Source organism: Vibrio sp. ZF57 (assembly GCF_001691235.1).
GTDB classification, from domain to species: domain Bacteria; phylum Pseudomonadota; class Gammaproteobacteria; order Enterobacterales; family Vibrionaceae; genus Vibrio; species Vibrio crassostreae_C.
In genome coordinates this window covers 22,110-44,634 of record NZ_MAKD01000071.1, presented here as the reverse complement: position 1 = coordinate 44,634, position 22,525 = coordinate 22,110, and the positions used below count along the sequence as shown (strand labels likewise).

The window sequence follows — 22,525 nt, the reverse complement described above, 5'->3', positions numbered from 1 at the left end:
CATAAATCACATGTAGCACGCTATTTTCGTGATCAAAAATTCGTTTTTCGCATATCATGTGACACGCCGTTTCATTACATGATTTAGATCTATTTTTTGCAGAAGAAAATTCTGCAGAATTGGCGCCGACTTATTTCCTGTTCCCAAAAAATGAGTAATTTAACATGAACACAACAACTTCTTCGGCAAATGCCGTTAAAGATTCAAGCAAGTTTAACTACAAAGATTTTACCTGGTGTTTATCACTATTTGGTACAGCAGTTGGTGCTGGCGTACTATTTCTTCCAATCAAAGCTGGTGCGGGTGGTTTTTGGCCATTAGTTATCCTAGCTCTAATCGCGGCACCAATGACTTGGTTCGCACACAAATCTCTAGCTCGTTTCGTACTGTCTGCTAAAAACCCTGAAGCCGATATTACAGACACAGTTGAAGAACATTTCGGTAAGACTGGCGCAAACATTATTACTTTTGCTTACTTCTTCGCTATCTACCCGATCGTTCTTATCTACGGTGTTGGTATCACAAACACGGTTGACTCTTTCTTAGTAAACCAAATGGGTATGGAATCCATTCCACGTCCTCTTCTTTCTGGTGCACTTATCCTTGCTATGACAGCGGGTGTTGTATTCGGTAAAGAGTTGATGCTTAAAGCAACTTCAGCGATGGTTTACCCACTAGTATTCATCTTACTAGCGTTATCTTTCTACCTAGTTCCTGATTGGAACACTTCAATGATGGAAACAAGCCCAGAATGGTCAGCAATGCCTTCTATTATCTGGCTTGCGATTCCAATCATCGTGTTCTCTTTCAACCACAGCCCAATCATTTCACAGTTCTCTAAAGAGCAACGTCGTGTATACGGTGAAGACGCAGTTAAGAAAACTGACGCGATCACTGGCGGCGCAGCAATGATGCTGATGGGTTTTGTAATGTTCTTCGTATTCTCTGTAGTGCTTTCTCTATCTCCAGAGCAACTAGCAACAGCACAAGCACAAAACATCTCTGTTCTTTCTTACCTAGCTAATGTTCACGAGTCTCCACTTATCTCTTACATGGGTCCTCTTGTAGCGTTTGCAGCGATTACTTCTAGCTACTTCGGTCACTTCCTAGGTGCTCACGAAGGTCTTGTTGGCCTAATCAAGTCTCGCTCTGGTTCTTCAATCAGCACGATTGAGAAAGCATCTCTAGCATTCATCGTTGTTACAACTTGGATTGTTGCGGTAGTTAACCCAAGCATCCTAGGTATGATTGAAACAATGGGTGCTCCAATGATTGCAGCTATCCTGTTCCTAATGCCTGTATTCGCGATGCAAAAAGTACCAGCAATGGCTAAGTACAAAACTTCAGCACCTGTGCAGATCTTTACAGCTTTATGTGGTCTAGCGGCTATTAGTTCTGTAATCTACGGCGCTCTTTAATCTCCGCTACTTTTTATAAGATGACATCCATCTTATATCGCGAGATTAGACAAAAAATATAATGATAATAAATGAGCCTCCCTACTCGACGTGGGAGGCTCTCTTTTTGAGGTAATCGCTATGATTAGTGTATTTGATATCTATAAAATCGGTGTTGGTCCATCGAGCTCACACACAGTTGGACCAATGAAAGCGGGTAAAGAATTTATTGATGACCTACGTTCAATGGGAAAATTGCGCGACATCACTAAAATCACCGTGGACGTATATGGATCACTATCACTGACAGGGAAAGGTCACCACACAGATATCGCAATCATCATGGGTCTTGCTGGCAATACTCCTGAGCGTGTTGATATCGACTCTATTGCTGGCTTCATTGCTCGCGTAGAAGAAACTGAACGTCTACCTGTTGGTATGCACTGTCATACTGTTTCATTCCCACGCGATGGTGGAATGAACTTCCACACTAGCAACCTTTCTCTGCACGAGAATGGCATGAGCATTCATGCTTGGGTTGATGACGAAGTAGCATACTCAAAAACATACTACTCCATTGGTGGCGGTTTCATCGTTGACGAAGAGAACTTCGGCAAAGAAGAAGAAAACCCAATCAAAGCACCTTACGAATTCACAACAGCTGAAGAGCTGGTTAATCAGTGTAAAGAAAGCGGCCTTTCTATCAGTACATTGGTTATGAAAAACCAAGCGGCTTTCCACTCAGACGAAGAGTCTCGCACTTACTTCGCTAACATCTGGAAAACTATGCGTGAGTGTATGGATCGCGGTATGAATACTGAAGGTATCCTGCCTGGTCCACTACGTGTTCCTCGCCGTGCAGCAGCACTTCGCCAACAGCTAATGACTTCAGAAAAAACAACCAATGATCCAATGTCGGTTGTTGACTGGGTAAACATGTTTGCTTTCGCAGTAAACGAAGAAAATGCAGCTGGCGGCCGTGTAGTTACGGCACCAACAAACGGCGCATGTGGCATCATCCCTGCTGTATTGGCTTACTACGATAAGTTCATCCAAACAGTGACAGAGAAAGATTACATCCGTTACTTCGCAGCTTCTGGCGCGATCGGTGGTCTTTACAAGCGTAACGCTTCAATCTCTGGTGCTGAAGTTGGCTGTCAGGGTGAAGTTGGTGTGGCATGCTCTATGGCTGCTGCTGGTCTTGCTGAGCTTATGGGTGGTAGCCCTGAGCAAGTATGTATGGCTGCAGAAATCGGCATGGAGCACAACCTAGGTCTAACATGTGACCCAGTTGCTGGCCAAGTACAAGTACCATGTATCGAGCGTAACGGTATTGCTGCAGTTAAAGCAATCAACTCGACTCGTATGGCGCTTCGTCGCTCTTCTGCTCCTACTGTTTCTCTAGATAAAGTTATCGAAACAATGCTAGAAACAGGTAAAGACATGAACGCTAAATACCGTGAGACATCTCAAGGTGGTTTGGCTGTTAAGGTTGTTTGTTAATCATTCTGAATTAATAAACCGATAATAAAAAAGGAACGCCGCGGCGTTCCTTTTTTGTATCTGAAGCTTTTGGAGCTAAAGCTTGGTGACTGATTGATTCAACCGACCAAATTGTTTTGTTAAATCACTTGCGAGATAAGCAGGAAACAACCAAACAGCAGTGAGAACAACATCATTGCGCTGCCACCTTCTGCTCGGTATCGGTCATCAGCAACTTTCATGAAGCGCTGCTTGTGAACCATAACCAGAGGAACAAACACCGCTAGGAACACCAAGATGATGCCTGCGTAATTCAGCACTTGTAGGAACTTGTCTGCAGCAAGCAATGAACCCGCCAACGGCAAGATAAAGCTAATGCAGTACGTTACCGCTGTATTTTGGTTGAACATGTCTTTGTTCTGGTTGAACAACGCCATTGCTACGCCAAAGAAAGAAGTCAACAACGCCAAGCCAGTGAAGGTAGACAAGACGTTACCCACCCAAGGAGACTGAGCCTCAAACGCCGCCATCAAATCTGATACGTTCTCAAAGCTACGGAATTGCTCTTCACTCAAGTTACCCACTACCGCAAACAACCAACACAAGTAACACACTAATGGGATCAGAGAACCGATGATCACCATGTTACGCAGCTGTTTGTCTGTCGCTTCGTGGTTGTAAGAAACCAAGGTTGGAATCACCACCATAAAGCCAAAGCTCGTAAACAGGATGGCACTGGTTTTGATTAGGTCAACGTGGTCATGGCTGGTTACCTGCATCAAGTTTTCTTGAGTCATGCTCGGCGCTAAGAAGGCCATGGTTGCAAACAAACTAGCAAGCATCACGAAGAACAATGCTCGATTGAGCTTATCAATCACACCAGTACCACTTGCGACTACTGCGCCAGCAAGCAAGGTAAACACGGTTTGGCTGGTAGTCGCGGTAATTTCGACGCCAAAGTTAGACAGTAACTTACTCAGCAAGTCACCTGCGCCCAGAATGTAAGCCATTAATAGGCAAATCAACAACGCGTATAGCAAGCCGTTGGTAAGCAACTGACCTTGTTTACCCAAGGTTTTTCGGGCAATAGAGTTTAATCCTAGACCGCCACCCGCTTTGATGGTCGCTTCTAGAAGTAGTAATGCTGCGTAAGTCGTACCGAAACAGATCAGTACCATAAGCAGTGTGCCGTAAAGCAATCCGAATTGAGCTAATACCATTGGGATCGCAAGCATACCAGCACCGAGAGCGGTACCAGCGATAATTAGGGAGCTACCCATCATTTTAATATTCATTGTTTTTAACTTATTTGTTTAGTTTTTATAGATGTGAGTCTTCGTTCATCGAGCGGATGACAAAGGAGTTCAGATAGAAATAAAGTTATAAAACGAATAACAATAGGAGCGATAAGCGGTAAAGAAGCGTGCAGAGACGTTGTCGAACAGGGCGTTCAAAGGGGAGCTTGTCTTAAAAGAGGTAAAACGAGAAGCGTGAGTAAGCATTAACTGATGTGGTGAACCTTCCGTAGGTTCAATAATCGGTGATGTAATCTTGAATTTCATGTATGTGTCCAATAAGTCACATTCCATAGTATTTGAAGCAGCGTATCCGTTGCTGCCCTACCTCTATCATAGAGGTCTTTTCATCTTATCGAATGAGCCTCGAAACACAACGCTATAACCACAATTTTTGCTATTAAATTGAACAAAACAACCATTTGGATATAAATTGACCACTAAGTCGTCTAAAACAATAGTCTTTATTGATAAAAGACAAGCGGACAAATACATCGAGCTAATTAACAACCTAGGCTTTTCTAATTATCAGCACAATCAAAACTCGATGCTGCACTTCAATTTTCCCAAAACAACAGTCTGTTTTAAGAACAGCGAGGAGCTTGAAGCGCGTTCCATTTCAACATCAGACACGACACAAACTCGCTACATCACAGAAACATAACCACAACCGGAGTATGGTCACACAATTCGTTATACCCCATAGGTGGTAGGGATTCTTACTAGTACAGTATTTGCGTCATTATAATTAATAAAAACAAACACCTTATGCGCTCAACAATCACCTTCAAAATCCTAGTAGCCCTCGCCATCGTGTTCACCTTTTTGCTGGCAATATCGACCTATTTCCAATATTCGCAACAAAAGCAACTTGTAAACTCAGTGTTAAGTGAGCAGCTTCACGACAAAGCAAGTAACTACTTCGATAGCCTCAATATGATGATGCTCACCGGCACCATGGCACAAAAAGAGACCCTTCGTCAGAAAGCACTGGCTCAAGAAGGCATTGAAGACGTTCGTGTTTTACGCGCCGACGCTGTCAGCAAGTTATATGGCCCAGGTAATGACAACCAAACACCGGTTGACGATATTGATAAACGAGCGCTAGCGGGCGAAACCGTTATCGAACCTTTTTCTGCTGATTGGGGCAAAGGCTTGGTGATTGCTCTGCCAATGAAGTCGAGTGAAGATTACCGAGGAACCAATTGTGTCGCCTGTCATATGGCAGCAGAGGGGGAAGTCTTGGGTGCGATTCGCCTCGAATATAACCTCAACCATGTTAACTCGCTGATCAACACTCAAACCATGGCTGCTATTGGCATTATGGCGGTGATTTCGTTTGCCGGATTTGTGCTTACGATGGGATTAATTCGTAAGATTATCGTGCGCCCGCTGCAACAGACTTCTCGCTTTATGACCCAAGTCAGCAACGATAAAAACCTATCCACTCGCCTGCCGGAACAAAGCAAGGATGAGATTGGCACGCTGGCTAACTCCATCAACTCGTTCATGGGAACCGTATCCGACAGCTTAGAAAAGGTACAAAACACCTCGCACAAACTGAATGCGTCTGCCAACCAACTGACTAGTGTCGCGCAAATTACCGAGCAAGCCGCCAGTGACCAGCAAAGCGAAACCGCCGAAGTGCAACATAATGTCGAAGGAATACAGGCACAGCAAGTCAATGTAGAACAAGCGACTTTAACAGCTTCAGAGCTTATCAATCACACCGCTGATGTGGCGTGTAAGAGTGCCAACCAAGCACACGAAGCAAGCAGTGAGATAAAAAACCTCGTTAGCAGCATAGAAGAAGTGAAACACAAAATACTGACACTCAATGAGCAAACCGGAGAGGTCTCTTCAATATTGAGTGTGATTCGTGGCATTGCTGACCAAACCAATCTTCTGGCCTTGAATGCAGCAATTGAAGCGGCACGTGCGGGAGAACAAGGTCGTGGGTTTGCGGTGGTGGCAGATGAAGTTCGCCACCTTGCATCGCGAACCGCAGAAGCAACAGGCAGCATTGAGTCAATCATTCATCAATTCCAGCAAGGCAGTGAAGAGTCGCTAACTTCTGCCGATCGCGTTTGCGAACAAGCTCATCAAAGCTCAACCGATATCGACGCACTTTCAATTGAAATGAATGGTGTGGTCGAAGAGATGAAACAAGTCTTGGCTCACGCACAGAATATTCAGCAGCAAACACAATCCACCACACAAGCGACTCAAGATGTTCAACAAAAGGTTGAGACCATCACCTCTCACGCCAACAACACGTCGCAATCTGCGGCTGAAACTCGCAACATCAGCAATGACTTAGAAGAGCTGTCTGATCACCTTGAGTCACTGATTAATCAGTTTACTTTGTCGAGTACAAAGAAGAAGTCATAGATCGCCAACAAAAAAGCGCTCAACAATGAGCGCTTTATCTTCATAGCAACGTCTAATTCAGGCTTTCAGGCTTTAAAAGAACCGTAAACCAAGATTAGTGCGTAATGGAAACCGCGGTTAAGTCTTTATGCTTGTGATACATCGCGTGTTTGACTATCAGATTCGCACTCACGCTATCCATTCCTGACACTTCAACGTAAGCCCCTTTTTTACGGAACTTGAACACAACCTTATCAAGCGCCTCGACCGAGGTATTATCTAAGAATGACGCATCCGATATATCGATGGTCACTAAAGAGGTCGCGTTGTCATAATCAAATAAGTCGACAAACGCATCTGACGAAGCAAAGAAGACATGGCCTTTTACTCGGTGAATGGTGTGCATTTCGTTTGTCACGACTTCATCGGATATAAACACCATGGATTTGCTGGCATGTGCATAAAACAGAGCCGACAGCACCACGCCAACCGCAACACCTATCGCTAAGTTATGAGTAAACACCACCACCGCCACGGTTGCTAGCATGGTTACATTGGTTGGCAGTGTGTGATCTTTAAGCTCAACAATGGAACGCCATGAGAATGTGCCGATAGAAACCATGATCATCACAGACACTAAAGCCGCCATCGGTATAAGCTTCAACCAATCAGAAACAAACACCACCATTAGCAACAAAACAACCCCTGCGATCATGCTGGATAATCGGGTTAAGCCGCCTGATTTGATGTTGATGACCGACTGACCGATCATTGCGCAGCCCGCCATTCCACCAAATAATGAAGCAACGATGTTCGCAACGCCCTGCCCTTTACACTCATTGTTTTTATTGCTTTCAGTATCAGTCAGGTCATCGACTATGGTCGCTGTCATCAAGGATTCCAACAAGCCAACCAGAGACAGAGCAATCGAATATGGCAGGATGGTTGCAAGCGTCTCAAACGTGAATGGAATATTAGGAATCAAGAACACAGGCAGTGAATCGGGAAGCTTGCCCATATCGCCAATTGTTCTCACATCTAAGCCGAAGAGCAAACTAATGATTGTCAGAGCAACAATCGCGACCAGTGGGGAAGGTATTGCACGACCAAACTTGGGAAAATAAGGAAGCAGATAAATGATCGCCAAACCCAAAGCGACTAACACGTAAACGCTTGACGGGAAGTTGATTAATTCAGGAAGTTGAGCCATGAAAATTAGAATGGCGAGCGCGTTAACAAATCCAGTAATCACCGATTTGGAAACGAAATTCATCAGGTTACCAAGCTTGAGATACCCAGCTGCGATCTGAATGACGCCAGCTAGGAATGAAGCGGCGAGTAGATATTCTAATCCGTGCTCTCTCACTAAAGTGACCATTAGTAGCGCCATAGCGCCTGTTGCACCGGAAATCATTCCCGGACGACTGCCAACCAAAGCAGTGACGACACAAATACAGAACGAGGCATAGAGCCCTACTTTATGGTCAACGCCTGCAATAATTGAAAATGCGATGGCTTCAGGGATCAATGCTTGTGCAACCACAATCCCAGATAATGAATCTCCTTTAACGTTTGATAACCAGTGTTTTTTTAAATAATTAAGCATGTAATTCTCTTTTACTTGTACAGCCAGTCCTGCCTTGTTGAGACATAATTTGATCGACTGTTTTTCTTGAATGAGCGAGCGCTCGAAAAGTGCGGGGGGTAGAGAGAATGCAGGGGTTAAGGCGGCGTAATTAACACTTAGATATTAAACTCCTCTTGTTGCTTTAGTGGGAAATTAAGAAGGTGATCAAGTCCAAAATGACTGAATCCGCGCCAATGTAGAGTGAGTCTCAACACAATCACACTCCCATTATTGAAAACAAAGGTTTCGATTACGCCATGCTCGTTCAGCAGCTCACATAGGGTGAAAGGTAAGGCTGACGCTAAGATCGAACAAAAAACACACCCTCAAACCTATTTATCGTCAGTAGACACAATATTTCTTTCACCAAGCAAGAATAAAGGTTGAAGCTGTCGGTATGACAGGTAATATGTTCAATCGATTTAAAAAGTTTATACAACTTAATGTTTCGGCTAATTATTGTGCAAATGTATATTTATTTGCAGCAATGCCAGAGACTTTGAGTTGAATTTGTCCCTCAATGGAGAATGAAATCAACATGACTTACGCGCCTGTAACAGACGTACTTGGCGGCAAGCTAGCGGTAGACAGTGAAGTAACTGTTCGCGGCTGGATCCGTTCACGTCGTGATTCCAAAGCTGGAATCTCTTTCCTTGCCATTTATGACGGCTCTTGTTTCGACCCGATTCAGGCCGTGGTTCCTAATAATCTTAATAATTACGAAAACGAAGTATTAAAGCTAACAACTGGCTGCTCTGTTGAAGTAACGGGTAAGATTGTTGAGTCTCCTGCGAAAGGTCAAGACTTCGAACTAGCAGCAACTGACGTTAAAGTTGTAGGCTGGGTTGAAGACGCTGACACTTACCCAATGGCTAAGACACGTCACTCTATCGAATACCTTCGTGAAGTTGCTCACCTACGTCCACGTACAAACGTGATTGGCGCAGTAGCACGTGTACGTAACTGTCTATCTCAAGCGATTCACCGTTTCTACCACGAGCAAGGCTTCTTCTGGACTTCTGCTCCGCTTATTACTGCATCTGATGCAGAAGGCGCAGGTGAAATGTTCCGCGTTTCTACGCTAGACATGGAAAACCTACCACGCACTGAAAAAGGCGACGTAGACTTCAACGAAGATTTCTTCGGTAAAGAGACGTTCCTAACAGTATCTGGCCAACTTAATGCTGAAGCTTACGCTTGTGCACTAAGCAAGGTTTACACGTTCGGTCCTACGTTCCGTGCTGAAAACTCAAACACAAGCCGCCACCTAGCTGAGTTCTGGATGGTTGAGCCTGAAGTTGCGTTTGCAGACCTTAACGATGTAGCGAAACTGGCTGAAGACATGCTTAAGTACGTTTTCGCTGCTGTTCTTGAAGAGCGCCGCGACGACCTAGAGTTCTTCGCTTCTCGCATCGACAAGCAAGCAATTACTCGTCTAGAGCAATTCGTTGACGCTGACTTCGCACAAGTTGACTACACTGACGCAATCCAAATCCTACTAGACTCTGGTAAGAAATTTGAGTTTGACGTTGAGTGGGGCATCGACATGTCTTCTGAGCATGAGCGTTACCTAGCTGAAGAGCACTTCAAAGCACCTGTTATCGTTAAGAACTACCCGAAAGACATCAAAGCTTTCTACATGCGCTTAAACGACGACGGCAAAACAGTTGCAGCAATGGACGTACTTGCACCAGGCATCGGTGAAATCATCGGTGGTGCACAACGTGAAGAGCGTCTAGACATTCTAGACGAGCGTATGATTGCTATGGGTATCGACCCTGAGCACATGAGCTGGTACCGCGACCTACGTAAATACGGTACAGTGCCACACGCTGGTTTCGGTCTTGGTTTCGAGCGTCTAGTATCTTACGTAACAGGTATGGGTAACGTTCGTGACGTGATTCCATTCCCACGTACACCACGCTCTGCAAACTTCTAATTCGAAACCTATTCGATATTAAAAGTTAAGAACAAACAAAAACCTCCGCACTTGCGGAGGTTTTTTTATGTTCGGAATAAAACGAGTCCAGATGCTTCTGCGTGCCACTATCTGAGACTCATTATTTCAACAGCTAATCCACATCTTGGTCGATAGCGTATTTTATTGCAAGACCGCAAATTGCCATCATAACGAATGGGATCGCGGCAGTGGTGTATTCCGCCCACGCCATATCAGCGAATGCTTTTGCCAGCAGTACGTGGCCGAGAATAAGCAGAAGCGCACACACAATAGCGACAATAATCAGCTTAACTTCATTTCCCATAGTCATTTTCAACATAACGGTATCTCCAATATTTGGTCTACCGTTATTGAATCACAACTCTTTGGTCAATTAGGCGTACAGTTACCCCACAAACAACCCGTACAGTTGGAATGATTGTCTTTTTTATGAGGGACTTAAGGTTTTACGAGTGCGTAAGTTGATGTGCCAGTTTGCCAAGCCAGATGAGCGCCTGTTCTTTCTCTTCTGTCAGTTCATAAGAGAAGTTCAATCGTATCGCGTTATCCACTCTGCCATGCTCACTAAACAGATCGCCAGATGCAACGCTAATACCTTGTTCGATAGCCAGTTGATGAAACTGTTGGCTGTCGAATTTTTCAGAAAAGCGAATCCATATCAAGTAACCACCAGCCGGCTCTTCAATCTCTATTGAATGCGGAAAGTACTGCTTAATGACATCGATAAATCGCTCTTTCCTGACGACAAGGTTTTTACGCAGTTTACGAAGGTGATTGTCGTAGCTTTCATGCGTTAAGAAATGAGCGACACCAAGTTGAACAGGAGCGCTACTCGATAACGTAGAAAGAAGCTGTAACTTTTGAATCGCGTCGTTAAAACGCGTGTTCACAACCCACCCTACTCGATAACCAGGACACAAACTTTTTGAATACGACCCACAAAGCAAGACGGAATCGGTCTTATCGAAGGCCTTTAGTGGCTTCGGCTTATGCCCTTCGTAATAAAGATCGCCATACACGTCATCTTCAATAATGTAGGTTCCATGCTGTTCTGCAATCTCTACCACACGGCGCTTTGCCTGTTCCGACAAACTGGTTCCCGTTGGGTTTTGAAAAGTCGTCATCAGCCAACACGCTTTAACATCTTGGTTTTGTAGCGCGTTTTCAAACTGCTCTATATTCAACCCATTGATTGGGCAAACGTCCACTTCGATAGGGTTAAGCCCGAGCCTCTCGACAGCCTGCAGAGCACCATAGAATGCGGGAGACTCAATCACGACGTTATCACCCGACTTGGTGACCGTTTGCAGGCTCAAGTTGAGCGCCTCCATAGCACCCGACGTAATCACGATGTCTTGATGATTAACCGTAATCCCTTGCTGCAGATAACGCTGTGCGATTTGCCTTCTCAAGGACTCACTGCCCGGTGGCAAATTATTTATCACACTCGCGCCAGTCATCTTCCTACCCGCGCTGGCAAGGTTTCGAGTCAAGGTAGGTAACGGGAACAGGTCAGGATCTGGGAATGCAGAGCCGAAAGGAATCACACCTTCGGCTGAACTCGACTTCAAGAAATCAAATAAGCGGTCATTAATGGCTTTCTTTTCACTAACGAGTGGCTGTGCGTAGTCAACGCCGTCCAGCCTTGGCGCTACAAAGTAGCCCGACTGAGGTTTAGCGATGATCCACCCTTCGCTTTCTAGCAACTGGTAGGCTTGTAAGACAGTACTATTGCTGACGTTGTAATTTCGACAACTCATGCGTACCGAAGGGATCTTCTCTCCGGATCGCCACGTATTGTTGGCTATCTGAGTTCGAATATCCTTTGCAAGCTCTTCATAACGCGCCATCTAATTGTACTACCTAGAGAAATTCTGTGAGCCGGTGATTTTATCACTTACGCCAACAACTATTGCTGCTATCCATATGATCGCACCTAATTTCCACAATAGTGTGAATTGGTTCACAGATAACTTTGTAAGCTTTGCTAAGTTTGTACCCAAGGTAGGAGCTAAGTTGGCTTTCTACCTCAATAATTTGATGTAACCCAAAAACATGCGAGATAACAATGAAAAAAATAGAAGCAGACCAATTAAGTTATAAAGGAGAGTCAAACGGTGTTCACAGTTGGACAACACCGAGCGGTCAGCCATATTACTGGCACCCAGATTGGCTCCATATTGCTGAAGATGCGACAGGCTCACATCCAAAGCAAAAGATCGATGTCGAACAAGACCAAGCACCAACGGAAAAACACGCGGTGTCTGCTATTCTGAAACACATCAACCAATGGGCTGCAGACAAACTAGCGTCTCACCCTGAGATTGAAACCGGCTCAATCGAAGCTGAAATCAATCTCAAAAAGTAACGGGGTAAAGTAGATAGCAAACTCAATCACTCGCGATTCTAACCAGTACACAGACTGAATAGCCTCGAACCTCGACCGAGGCTATTCAAGTATCTTCATAAAAATGCTGCAATAACCCCCACCTAGCTAACAAATCTCTAACACAAACCAGTTTCTTGTATCAATCCACGAAAGCTATCGATAGAATTTCCGGTCTTATTCACGTCACTTATGCTAATCATTCGCAATTCTAAAGTCGTGAATCAATGAATGCGTAAATCTAATAAGAATGAGAACAAAGGCTTACCGATGGATACTTCAAATTACAATCAATCGCTAACGACTAAGTTATACGTCATTGCTGGCGTGCTGTTTGGCACCTATGGCAGTCGGGTGTGCCCTATGCTCGATAGCTTAACGACGTTAGAGATTTTCACACAAGTCAGTATTGTGTTTATCTTATTATGGCTCGCACGTCGTTACCCATTGGCGCAACATACCTTGGTCAAGCAAGGCCGATTCGCGCAACTCGATACCCTGCTATTTTTTGCTGCAAGTGTGCCTTTCGCGCTCTACTACAACTTAAGCTATGAATTCACCATAGATAGTAATTTGAAGGTGCTGTTTGGCATGAGTCTATTCGGCTTCTTTACCGGAACCATTCTTCAATTGAATGCCAAGCTCAGCCAAATGGATAAAATGGAGACGACTGGACAATTCGACTTCCAACTGGTTGGTGAAAGAAGTTCACTGGTCAAGCAGATGATAGGCTTGGTTATCGTGCTTCTGGTAACACTAACCACCATGCTAACTATGATCGCCGTCAAAGACATCTTTTGGCTAGAACATAACCCTGACCGCTTATTAGATGGCACCGGCAAGATCAGCGTGATCAAAGAGTTTATTTATCTGGCTGTGGTACTGGGTGGCTACGCGATTACCATTATGACGCTTTGGAGCAAGCTAATTAAGCGCATTCTCCTAAGCCAAGAGCACGCATTAAACAAAGTCACCAATGGCGAGCAAGGCGTTCGCTTACCTATTTTCGGCTACAACGAGCTTGGCTCAATGGCATCTATGACCAATACCATGCTTGATAGCCTCGAAACGGCACAAAACGAAGTCAAAACGACCCGTGACGTTGCGATCGTAAGTTTGTCTGCGTTGGCCGAATCTCGAGACAATGAAACCGGTGCTCACATTCTGAGAACCCAAGAATACGTAAAGGTACTCGCACAAGAGCTCAGCAAATCAGAAACCCACTCAAGCTTGTTAACACCAAACTACATCGAGTTGCTCTACAAATCTGCGCCTTTGCACGACGTGGGCAAAGTGGGTGTGCCTGATAGCGTATTATTGAAACCGGGTAAATTGACGGACGAAGAGTTTGAGATAATGAAAGGTCACCCCGCGATTGGTGCTGAAGCGTTATCTATTGCAGAAAAGCAGTTAGGAAGTAGCTCTTTCTTAAGAGTCGCAAAGGAGATATCTCTGACTCACCACGAGAAATGGAATGGCAGCGGTTATCCTAATCAGTTGTCTGGTGAAGATATCCCGTTATCTGGCCGTTTGATGGCATTAGCCGATGTATATGATGCGCTAATATCGAAACGCGTTTACAAGCCAGCCTTTACTCACGAACAAGCTAAACAGATCATCTTAGAGGGTAATGGGACGCATTTTGACCCGCAAGTTGTCCAAGCTTTTCTGGCAGTCGAACAAGAGTTTGTTTCGATTGCCGCGACCTACAAAGATGGCAAAAATGTACCAAGTGAACTCGAGCGTGAAAGCTTTATTGCTCAACCAGCCTAATCCATATAAAAACCACTAACTTCTTGCACCCTATAGGTTAATCCGTAGGGTGTTTTGTTATCAAATACCCTCTTTAGTCAATAAATCTGATTGAAATGGATTTTTTTTGGCCTTTCTGTTCACTTCGTATTGTCTTAAAAATTCCATACAGGTATAACTACCCATAGATACTATCCCCTCTCAATTGACATGGATGAAGATTATGTTTGAAAAAGTGTTAGCTGCTCCCGCCGATCCTATCCTCGGCCTTACTGAAGAGTTTAAAAAAGACTCTCGTGCAGAGAAAATCAACCTTGGTGTTGGCATCTACAAAAATGAAGCTGGCCAAACGCCTGTACTTAAAACAGTAAAGAAAGCAGAAGCTGCACTTCTTGAAAGCGAAAAAACCAAATCTTACCTGACAATTGAAGGTACCGCTGAGTACGGCCTAGCGGTTCAGAAGCTTCTTTTCGGTTCAGACGCAGAGATCGTAACGTCTCAACGCGCGAAAACTGCACAAGCTCCTGGTGGTACTGGTGCACTTCGCGTTGCTGGCGAATTCATCAAGCGCCAACTAGGCGATGCTAAAATCTGGATCAGTAACCCAACTTGGGCAAACCACAACGGCGTTTTCGCTGCTGCGGGTATCGAGACAGCTCAATACAGCTACTACAACGCTGAAACAAAAGACAAAGACTTCGCAGGCATGGTTGCTGACCTAGAGAAAGCTTCTGAAGGCGATATCGTTCTTCTTCACGGCTGCTGTCACAACCCAACAGGTATCGACCCAACAACTGACGAGTGGGAAGTGCTGGCTAAACTGGTTGCTGAGAAGAAACTGCTTCCTTTATTCGATTTTGCTTACCAAGGTTTTGCAAAAGGCGTTGAAGAAGATGCAGCTGGTCTACGTATTTTTGCTCAATACAACAAAGAGATCCTTGTTGCTAGCTCGTTCTCTAAGAACTTCGGCTTGTACAACGAGCGTGTTGGTGCATTCACTCTGGTTGCTGAATCAGCAGACGTAGCAACGACAGCATTCTCTCAAGTTAAGAGCATTATCCGCTCTATCTACTCTAACCCACCAGCCCACGGCAGTGCTGTCGTTACTCACATCCTTGGTGATGCTGATCTACGTGCTGAATGGGAAGCAGAAGTAGCAGAAATGCGTGACCGTATCCAAGAGATGCGCGAGCTATTTGTAACAACACTGAAATCAGAAGGTGTTGATGCAGACTTCACATTCATCGAACGTCAAAACGGCATGTTCTCTTTCTCTGGCCTAAGCAAAGAGCAAGTAACTCGCCTAAAAGACGAATTCGCAATCTACATTGTTGGTTCTGGCCGTATCAGTGTTGCTGGTATGACTAAGTCAAACATGGGTCCTCTATGTAAAGGTATCGCTGCGGTTCTTTAATCGAAAAGCGAAACCTTTATTTGCAGACCAATAGATATGCAAAAGCCAGCAATCAAGCTGGCTTTTTTGTGTCTGCCTCTTTGTATATAAGAGCTATTAGGGCATGTAGCCTTTTCGTTACTGGCTAATACTCTAGGAAAAATTCCACACCTAGCTCATTAGTACGCTCGCTACGAATTTTACCTTCACCATCTCGATGTTGGTATGACCCACCAATCGCAAACTTGTTAGTCACTAGATAGCGTAAACCTAAGTGATAGATCTCTTCATCAAACAGGTCACTTCGATTCACTTGCACGCTGCCGTTGGCAATCCAACGTTTCGCAAAGCCATAGTTAAGCTCAGCTTTTACCCCTTGGATGAACTCAGTGTCTGAAGATTCAGTTCGGTTGGTGTCATTATTTTCAACCTTACCTTTAGTGATACCAAGCAGGTAGTAAGCCACTATATCTAAATCTGTCTTAATGCTGTAACGGTAACCAACACCTGGCATCAGTGTATCAATTCGAGTTGTGGTGTCATCAGGGTGAATGAAGCGTGCGCTATAGTCTCCCAGCAACAACCAATCATCCGTCATCGCGTAACTGACGCCTAATCCATACGACGAGGCATTGTTATTACTGCCTGCATCTTCATTTAAACTGCCCGAATGCGCGGTGGCATAAATATGGTCGTAATCCAAAATATCCACCGCGTTAGTGTCCGCCCACAAACTTGGAGAAAACATAAAAACCGCAGATACAAAACTAAGCTTCCACTTCGACATTCCTATCATCCTTAAACTGTCACTCCATTAATTGAAAGGTTAGTCTATCCATAAGACTTTAAAAAGGTTTTAGCTCACAGATTGATTTGTGACGGCAAAATATTATCAAATGTTGTACCATGAAATCATACAAACCAATGGATGATCATTATGGATGCTGAGTTATTAGAGATTCAAAACTTTCTGGCACAATACCCCCCTTTCACAGAACTCCCTGAGGAGATGTTGGCGAAAGTGACCAGTAGCGTGGAAATTTCTTATTACCGCCAAGATACCCCTATCATTCACTTTGGTGATCAAATTCATGACTTATACATCGTTCGAAGTGGCGAAGTCGAAGTCTACCGCCGTAAAGGCGAACTCTATAACCGCCTGGATGAAGGCCACTTGTTCGGTCAAATGGGCCTACTGACCAACAACAAGGTGCGTTTCCCAGTTAAAGCCACCGAAGATACCCTGCTTTACTGTATTCCTGAGCCTATCTTCCAAGAGCTCTACGACAACTACGACTCCTTTGCCGATTTCGTAGAAGTAGAAGATAACGCGCGACTGCGCCAAGCCAACTCAGACAGCAACGACGCTAACGACTTAACGACATCCAAGGTTAAAACGCTGCTGACCAGCGAAGCACCAATGATCGAAAAAACGCGCACGATTCAGCAAGCTGCGACCATGATGGCACAGGATAATGTTTCCTCTTTGTTGATCATCGACCCAGAAATCGTTGAAGATGATGAAGATGACTCAACACCCGTGATTGGCATCATCACCGACCGAGATTTATGTACTCGCGTTTTAGCTGAAGGGCTTGACCCATCGGATGAAGTCTCTAGCGTAATGACACCTGAGGTTATCTCTCTCGATCACAATGCTTACGTATACGAAGCTATGATGACCATGCTTCGCTATAACGTGCATCATTTACCAGTGCTTAAAGATAAGAAGCCGATTGGTATTATCGAAGCGACCGATATTGTTCGTTATGAGTCTCAAAACTCGCTGTTATTGGTAAGTAGTATCTTCCAGCAACAAAGTATCGAAGATCTGAAGGTGCTTTCCGAGCAAGTAAAAGACAGCTTTGTGCGCTTAGTTAACGAAGATGCCAACGCCCACATGGTGGGTACTGCAATGTCGGTAATTGGTCGTAGCTTTAAGCAGCGAATTATCGAACTGGGCGAAGAGAAATTGGGCAAGTCGCCTATTCCTTACTGTTTCCTCGCACTGGGCTCTATGGGGCGTGATGAGCAGCTGCTGGTTACCGACCAAGATAACGCAATCATTCTTGATGATACCTACGACGAGAAAAAGCACGGTAAATACTTTGAGGAGCTGTCGACCTTTATTTGTGATGGCTTAGATCAGTGTGGCTATGTGTATTGTACTGGCGATATCATGGCGACTAACCCAACGTGGCGTATGACTCGTCGACAATGGGAAGAGTGCTTTGCCGATTGGATTGATGATCCAAACCCGAAAGCACTGTTAAATGCTTCAATCTTCTTCGACTTAGATGGCGTTTATGGTCGTCTGAAATGGGCCGAGCAATTGAACAGCTTTATTGTTCGACGCGCACGTAAGAACAATCGCTTCTTGGCGTGTCTTGCACGTAACGCACTCAACCGTACACCTCCGCTCGGCTTCTTCAAAGATTTCGTGATGGAGAAAGATGGCCGTCACAACAACTCTATCAACCTTAAGCGTCGTGGTACTGCGCCACTCGCCGATTTGATTCGTGTTCACTCGCTCGCGGTAGCGTCTCGCTCTAAGAACTCGTTCGAACGCTTAGATGACATTATTGACGCCGGTATTCTGCCAAAAGGCCGAGCTCAAGATTTGAAAGATGCGATGGAGTTTATCTCTCTGGTTCGTATTCGCCACCAAGCACACGATGTCGACAACAACATCGAGCCTGATAACAACATCGAGCCAGAGAACCTGTCTGACTTCGAACGACGTAACCTAAAGGATGCATTCCAAATATTAAGTAATGCGCAAAACTTCCTTAAGTTCCGTTATCAAGCCAGCAACAAGTTTAAGTAGGGCCTATGAACAAACTATTCAGATCACCTGCGGTCGATTGGCCATTTAAGTTTGCTCAGAAGCTTGAACGAGCGAGAGACGAGCGCTTAAAGCACTTTTATAGCCAGCCTCTTCCTGCGCCTGATACGCCACTTTCAGAAGTGATGTTTTTGGCTGTCGACTTTGAGACAACGGGGTTAAACCCAAACAAAGACGGCATCATTACCATTGGTTTAGTGCCATTTACGCTCAATCGCATCTACTTGCGACAAGCCAAACACTGGACTCTAAGACCAAAACAGAAACTTGAAGAAGAGTCTGTCGTGATTCATGGCATCACTCACAATGACATCATTGATGCGCCAGACCTTAGCGAAGTGTTGGGCGAGATCTTAGAATCAATGGCGGGACATATCCCTGTGGTTCACTATCGTCGTATCGAACGTGACTTTTTGGACAATGCATTGAAAGTGCGACTCGGTGAAGGCATTGAGTTCCCAGTCCTCGACACGCTGGAGATTGAATCTCAGATCCAAAATAAACTGGCTGGCGGCTTGTGGAATAAGCTAAAAGGTAAGAAGCCGGCTTCAGTGAGACTGGGTCAGAGTCGTCGTCGATACCACCTACCCGACTACACGCCACATCATGCATTAACTGATGCTATTGCGACCGCTGAGCTACTCCAAGCGCAAATTGCTCATCACTTTGACTCTGAGATGCCTCTGAAGAGTTTCTGGCTCTAGCTGAGTTACGTAAGCTAAATACAAACACAAAGCCCATCAACTTTCCATTGGTGGGCTTTTTCATTTTTATCGTCTGTGTTTAAGCAACGGTTGGCCCGACTAAGCGCATTTCCCATAAGCGTTTAAACATATTATAACGTCACACCGCAGCAGTTCCGCTCTAATGGACGTCGAAAATCGTGATCGCTATTTGTCAGCGTGATTGGCATTATTACTTCCCAACCACAGACAACGTTTGGTAATAAAGACGCTTTTGCTGATACATATTCTCATCAGCGACTGAGAACAATTGCTTAACGTCTGTTGAATCACTAGAGGCTGCACCAATCGAGAATCTGACAGGAATAGAGATACCCGCTTTAGTCTCGATTGCCTGTTGCTCCTGAGCAATGTACAACTGCTCAGTCATCTTTGCGACATTGAGCGAACTCGACTCACCAGACGTTAAGGTAAGCACCGCAAATTCATCTCCACCCAAACGGTATAGATTACTGGCAGGTGTCAATTCGTGGCTGATTACGTCTACGCAGCGCTGTATCAGATCATCCCCGATCTCATGCCCATGAACATCATTGGTCGTTTTCAAGCCATTGATATCAATAATGATCAAAGAAATCTGATTTTGATTGTCGTTAATGCTGCGTTTACTGAATTCGAGATCTTCATTAAAAGCTTTACGATTCAAACAGCCAGTCGGCATGTTAATCCGTGTAATATTTTCGAGCTCTAGCCAACCAGCTAACTGTTTTTGGTACATGTCAAAAATCAGAAGATCTTCTTCACTGAGGACATCAAATGAACTTGAACAAAAATACCCGATCGCCGTCCCCTGTGAGTCACAGAGTATCAGGTCAGCCTCGCCAGTCCGGTTAAAATGAAACTGAATCGAATGTTGAACAAGTAATGTCTTTAACTCTTGATCGACCATTTGAGGAATCAACCGATATTCAGCCGCGTGTCTTGATGATGCAAACTGAACGATCTTCAAAATACGATGCTTCTGGGATTCTTCACGCGCGAGCGAATTAGTTAACTTGCTGGTTTTCTCTTCGACTAAGTCCTCTAGCTGAACATTAAATCTTTCGAGTTTATCGTTACTTTCGGTAAGCTCACGGACTTGATATTGTATGCGACCCCACAAGGTTTCCAATAAACGACTCAGCGTGACGAACTCTGTAAAACGATGTTCATCCACACTATGAGTCGGTGACTGGTTATGCGAATACGACGTAACAGATTCAGCCAACAAGTTTAACTGCCCTGAGAACCAGCGGCTTAGGAACAGAGCAAACACAATCGAGATGGCAAGCGTCGCCACCAATATTCTGACAAAGACCACCTGAGCTTGTTGCATCTCTAATAAACGCTCACTGTCGGAAATATGATGTTTGACGTTCAGTACCAATTTGTCGGTAAAGAATGTGCTGTCGATAGAGATAATGTTCGCACTTTGTTCAGAAGATTGAGCATCCGTTGAATCAATATAGTTAAACTCAACCGACTCATTTTGATAAAGGAAAGGCGTCACTTTAGTCTTAAGTCTGTCATACCCCATAAGAACCACAAGATAACCCTGCGGCGTGTATGTAGAACCTTCTATCAAACGATAAGGTAAAATCGGCGCGACAAAAGCGATACCTGCAGCGGCATTATCCGCCACTTCAGTTTCGGTAAACTCGGTGTGGAACAATTTCCCTTGCCCATAAACCGATTGAGGACGTTTCAAGCTTTCTAATAACTGGCTCTGCTCAAAATGGTACAAGCTGCCTTTGCTGTCATAAATGGGCTTCCAGTTTTGGTCCAGAATATAAGTCGCGGACACACTCTCCGCTAGCGCATTGAAGCTATCCATCTTGTCCCAAACAACACTCGAGAAAAAGATATTACCACCCGCTTTAATCAATGATCGGTCATGCGAATACCATTGAGTTAGGCTCGCCGTCAGCTTAATTTGCTCTTGTACGGTTTGACGAATACCGGTCGTAGAGTTGTCCAGCTTGGTTTCTTTTTGCTCTAAAGAACTTTGGTTTTGTTTATTGAGAATCAACTGTCCCGCTAGGTAAACAGGAAGCATTGAGCAAGCCAGCAACACCAAGCCCATGGTGTATTTTAATGATAGCTTCAATCTCTTACCCTCATATTCGCCGAGTAATATTGAACAAAATCATTGTAAAACTTATGCAGTTCACTCTTTGGCATCCCTGACTTGTAACGCTGATACGCCCGAACCGATGCCTCCCAAACGATCGCCATCTTATAGTCACTCGACATCATTTGCGATGCTTGAAACTCATCGTACATATTTGAAAGTGTCTGGTTACCTTCCTCAACACGGCGTTGATTAACCTCATAAAACGGCGAAACCATGGCACTCGAGTGAGCTAAATAGGTGAAACTGTTTGATTGCAGGTATTGAACGACTTCTTTCAAAGCCAATTTCTTATCTGGGTTTTGCATGCCTTTTTCCGTGACAGCAAAAACCTTTGCGCCACTAAATGAAGACATACTTTCACCACGATAGGTCGGCAACGAATTGATGTACAAATCTCGACCAAAGGCGGCATCGAGTTCGCTGAACGCCCAATCACCGTCAATCAAAAACTCGACTTCCCCATTGATGAACCTCTGCCTCGCGCAAATATCGCTGCACGATGATTCGATGACTTTTTTCTGCTGCAACATGTCGATGAAATCAAAGATAGCAACTAACCCTTCACCATTAACATTCTTCGACGATAATAAGTCTTCAGAAAAAAGCTGATAGAAAGCTAGATAGAAGTACATGTTTGGATTGGGAAAAAGCACGCTCACTTGATCGGACTGAGCAGAGCGTTCAATTAAGCTCTCCCATGTCACGACTTGCGCTTGAGGCTTGCTCGAATACAGAACGACTTGGTTTCCAATACCAACCGGTAACGCCTTAAGCTCACCGTTGATGACCACTGCATCGAGCGCTTTTTTCTCATAGCGTTGGGTATCGACCCAAGCATCAGGAAGCGTCGCTAAATCGATATATTCAGTTAGACCTAAGAAGTCAGAAGGAACCCAGATGGCGTCGGAAAAGGTATTGTCTCTAGGATCAGCAACAAGCAGTTCAGAACGAATACTGTTGACGTCAAACGAACGAATTTCTACACGATGATCAGTCATCGCTTCGATATGTTCTTTTACATAATCGGCCGTTTCATAATTAATACCAGCCCATATTTCAAGTGTGGACGAACAAGCAACGGCCGGAAATAGCATCGCAAATAGACTCAATAACCTCACACTTGGTTCCTTGTGGTAAAAATTAGACGTTGGATTTTAATCGC

General features: G+C 44.6%; 16 protein-coding genes. 9 read left to right on the top strand and 7 right to left on the bottom strand.

Annotated features, from left to right (window positions below; all coding sequences use genetic code 11):
• Positions 1-164: 164 nt before the first annotated feature.
• Both A6D97_RS08300 and A6D97_RS08295 read left to right on the top strand, forming a co-directional pair.
• A complete protein-coding gene (locus tag A6D97_RS08300) occupies positions 165-1,418 on the top strand; it encodes an aromatic amino acid transport family protein (RefSeq protein WP_010441402.1) in 1,254 nt (417 codons plus the stop codon).
• Between the two features lie 120 nt (positions 1,419-1,538).
• Positions 1,539-2,900, top strand: coding sequence for an L-serine ammonia-lyase (locus tag A6D97_RS08295; protein ID WP_065584174.1), 1,362 nt, complete (start codon positions 1,539-1,541; stop codon positions 2,898-2,900).
• A gap of 119 nt (positions 2,901-3,019) precedes the next feature.
• Here the strand turns inward: A6D97_RS08295 and A6D97_RS08290 are convergent, their stop codons facing one another.
• Entirely contained in the window at positions 3,020-4,162 is a 1,143-nt protein-coding gene (locus tag A6D97_RS08290) for an aromatic amino acid transport family protein (protein WP_017060419.1), read from the bottom strand.
• Positions 4,163-4,942: 780 nt separating this feature from the next.
• Between A6D97_RS08290 and A6D97_RS08280 the strand changes: the two genes are divergently transcribed.
• A complete protein-coding gene (locus A6D97_RS08280) occupies positions 4,943-6,565 on the top strand; it encodes a methyl-accepting chemotaxis protein (RefSeq protein WP_065584173.1) in 1,623 nt (540 codons plus the stop codon).
• Positions 6,566-6,659: 94 nt separating this feature from the next.
• Here the strand turns inward: A6D97_RS08280 and A6D97_RS08275 are convergent, their stop codons facing one another.
• On the bottom strand, positions 6,660-8,150 hold the full coding sequence (locus A6D97_RS08275; RefSeq protein ID WP_065584172.1) for a SulP family inorganic anion transporter: 1,491 nt from the start codon (positions 8,148-8,150) through the stop codon (positions 6,660-6,662).
• Positions 8,151-8,709: 559 nt separating this feature from the next.
• Between A6D97_RS08275 and asnS the strand changes: the two genes are divergently transcribed.
• Positions 8,710-10,110, top strand: a complete 1,401-nt coding sequence (gene asnS, locus A6D97_RS08270; RefSeq protein ID WP_017060416.1) for an asparagine--tRNA ligase — start codon at positions 8,710-8,712, stop codon at positions 10,108-10,110.
• Positions 10,111-10,243: 133 nt separating this feature from the next.
• On the opposite strand, the gene A6D97_RS08265 is transcribed toward asnS, so the two are convergent.
• On the bottom strand, positions 10,244-10,450 hold the full coding sequence (locus tag A6D97_RS08265) for a hypothetical protein (protein ID WP_004734707.1): 207 nt from the start codon (positions 10,448-10,450) through the stop codon (positions 10,244-10,246).
• A gap of 127 nt (positions 10,451-10,577) precedes the next feature.
• Positions 10,578-11,981 (bottom strand): PLP-dependent aminotransferase family protein, encoded by a 1,404-nt coding sequence (locus A6D97_RS08260; RefSeq protein WP_017065418.1) that lies wholly within the window; start codon positions 11,979-11,981, stop codon positions 10,578-10,580.
• Between the two features lie 218 nt (positions 11,982-12,199).
• On the opposite strand from A6D97_RS08260, the gene A6D97_RS08255 reads away from it, so the two are divergent.
• From A6D97_RS08255 to A6D97_RS08245, 3 genes are all read left to right on the top strand, one after another.
• A complete protein-coding gene (locus tag A6D97_RS08255) occupies positions 12,200-12,499 on the top strand; it encodes a hypothetical protein (protein ID WP_017060414.1) in 300 nt (99 codons plus the stop codon).
• A gap of 249 nt (positions 12,500-12,748) precedes the next feature.
• Positions 12,749-14,290: an HD domain-containing phosphohydrolase gene (locus tag A6D97_RS08250; RefSeq protein ID WP_065584171.1), complete on the top strand. Its 1,542-nt coding sequence runs from the start codon at positions 12,749-12,751 to the stop codon at positions 14,288-14,290.
• 202 nt (positions 14,291-14,492) lie between these two features.
• A complete protein-coding gene (locus A6D97_RS08245) occupies positions 14,493-15,683 on the top strand; it encodes an amino acid aminotransferase (protein ID WP_065584170.1) in 1,191 nt (396 codons plus the stop codon).
• Between the two features lie 124 nt (positions 15,684-15,807).
• Here A6D97_RS08245 and A6D97_RS08240 read toward each other — a convergent pair whose 3' ends face one another.
• Entirely contained in the window at positions 15,808-16,449 is a 642-nt protein-coding gene (locus A6D97_RS08240) for an outer membrane beta-barrel protein (RefSeq protein WP_017065415.1), read from the bottom strand.
• Positions 16,450-16,599: 150 nt separating this feature from the next.
• Between A6D97_RS08240 and A6D97_RS08235 the strand changes: the two genes are divergently transcribed.
• Positions 16,600-18,489: a DUF294 nucleotidyltransferase-like domain-containing protein gene (locus A6D97_RS08235; RefSeq protein WP_017060410.1), complete on the top strand. Its 1,890-nt coding sequence runs from the start codon at positions 16,600-16,602 to the stop codon at positions 18,487-18,489.
• A 5-nt stretch (positions 18,490-18,494) separates the two neighbouring features.
• A complete protein-coding gene (locus tag A6D97_RS08230; RefSeq protein WP_017060409.1) occupies positions 18,495-19,211 on the top strand; it encodes a 3'-5' exonuclease in 717 nt (238 codons plus the stop codon).
• Positions 19,212-19,422: 211 nt separating this feature from the next.
• Here A6D97_RS08230 and A6D97_RS08225 read toward each other — a convergent pair whose 3' ends face one another.
• Complete coding sequence (locus tag A6D97_RS08225) at positions 19,423-21,312, bottom strand: GGDEF domain-containing protein (RefSeq protein WP_065584169.1); 1,890 nt, start codon at positions 21,310-21,312, stop codon at positions 19,423-19,425.
• Positions 21,313-21,332: 20 nt separating this feature from the next.
• On the bottom strand, positions 21,333-22,457 hold the full coding sequence (locus A6D97_RS08220) for an extracellular solute-binding protein (RefSeq protein ID WP_083190219.1): 1,125 nt from the start codon (positions 22,455-22,457) through the stop codon (positions 21,333-21,335).
• Between the last annotated feature and the right edge of the window lie 68 nt (positions 22,458-22,525).

Excerpts from the sequence above, each read along its gene's own strand:
- A6D97_RS08300 (WP_010441402.1), top strand. The coding sequence starts at position 165 with ATGAACACAACAACTTCTTCGGCAAATGCCGTTAAAGATTCAAGCAAG.
- A6D97_RS08295 (WP_065584174.1), top strand. The coding sequence starts at position 1,539 with ATGATTAGTGTATTTGATATCTATAAAATCGGTGTTGGTCCATCGAGC.
- A6D97_RS08290 (WP_017060419.1), bottom strand. The coding sequence starts at position 4,162 with ATGATGGGTAGCTCCCTAATTATCGCTGGTACCGCTCTCGGTGCTGGT.
- A6D97_RS08280 (WP_065584173.1), top strand. The coding sequence starts at position 4,943 with ATGCGCTCAACAATCACCTTCAAAATCCTAGTAGCCCTCGCCATCGTG.
- A6D97_RS08275 (WP_065584172.1), bottom strand. The coding sequence starts at position 8,150 with ATGCTTAATTATTTAAAAAAACACTGGTTATCAAACGTTAAAGGAGAT.
- asnS (WP_017060416.1), top strand. The coding sequence starts at position 8,710 with ATGACTTACGCGCCTGTAACAGACGTACTTGGCGGCAAGCTAGCGGTA.
- A6D97_RS08265 (WP_004734707.1), bottom strand. The coding sequence starts at position 10,450 with ATGTTGAAAATGACTATGGGAAATGAAGTTAAGCTGATTATTGTCGCT.
- A6D97_RS08260 (WP_017065418.1), bottom strand. The coding sequence starts at position 11,981 with ATGGCGCGTTATGAAGAGCTTGCAAAGGATATTCGAACTCAGATAGCC.
- A6D97_RS08255 (WP_017060414.1), top strand. The coding sequence starts at position 12,200 with ATGAAAAAAATAGAAGCAGACCAATTAAGTTATAAAGGAGAGTCAAAC.
- A6D97_RS08250 (WP_065584171.1), top strand. The coding sequence starts at position 12,749 with ATGCGTAAATCTAATAAGAATGAGAACAAAGGCTTACCGATGGATACT.
- A6D97_RS08245 (WP_065584170.1), top strand. The coding sequence starts at position 14,493 with ATGTTTGAAAAAGTGTTAGCTGCTCCCGCCGATCCTATCCTCGGCCTT.
- A6D97_RS08240 (WP_017065415.1), bottom strand. The coding sequence starts at position 16,449 with ATGTCGAAGTGGAAGCTTAGTTTTGTATCTGCGGTTTTTATGTTTTCT.
- A6D97_RS08235 (WP_017060410.1), top strand. The coding sequence starts at position 16,600 with ATGGATGCTGAGTTATTAGAGATTCAAAACTTTCTGGCACAATACCCC.
- A6D97_RS08230 (WP_017060409.1), top strand. The coding sequence starts at position 18,495 with ATGAACAAACTATTCAGATCACCTGCGGTCGATTGGCCATTTAAGTTT.
- A6D97_RS08225 (WP_065584169.1), bottom strand. The coding sequence starts at position 21,312 with ATGGGCTTGGTGTTGCTGGCTTGCTCAATGCTTCCTGTTTACCTAGCG.
- A6D97_RS08220 (WP_083190219.1), bottom strand. The coding sequence starts at position 22,457 with ATGCTATTTCCGGCCGTTGCTTGTTCGTCCACACTTGAAATATGGGCT.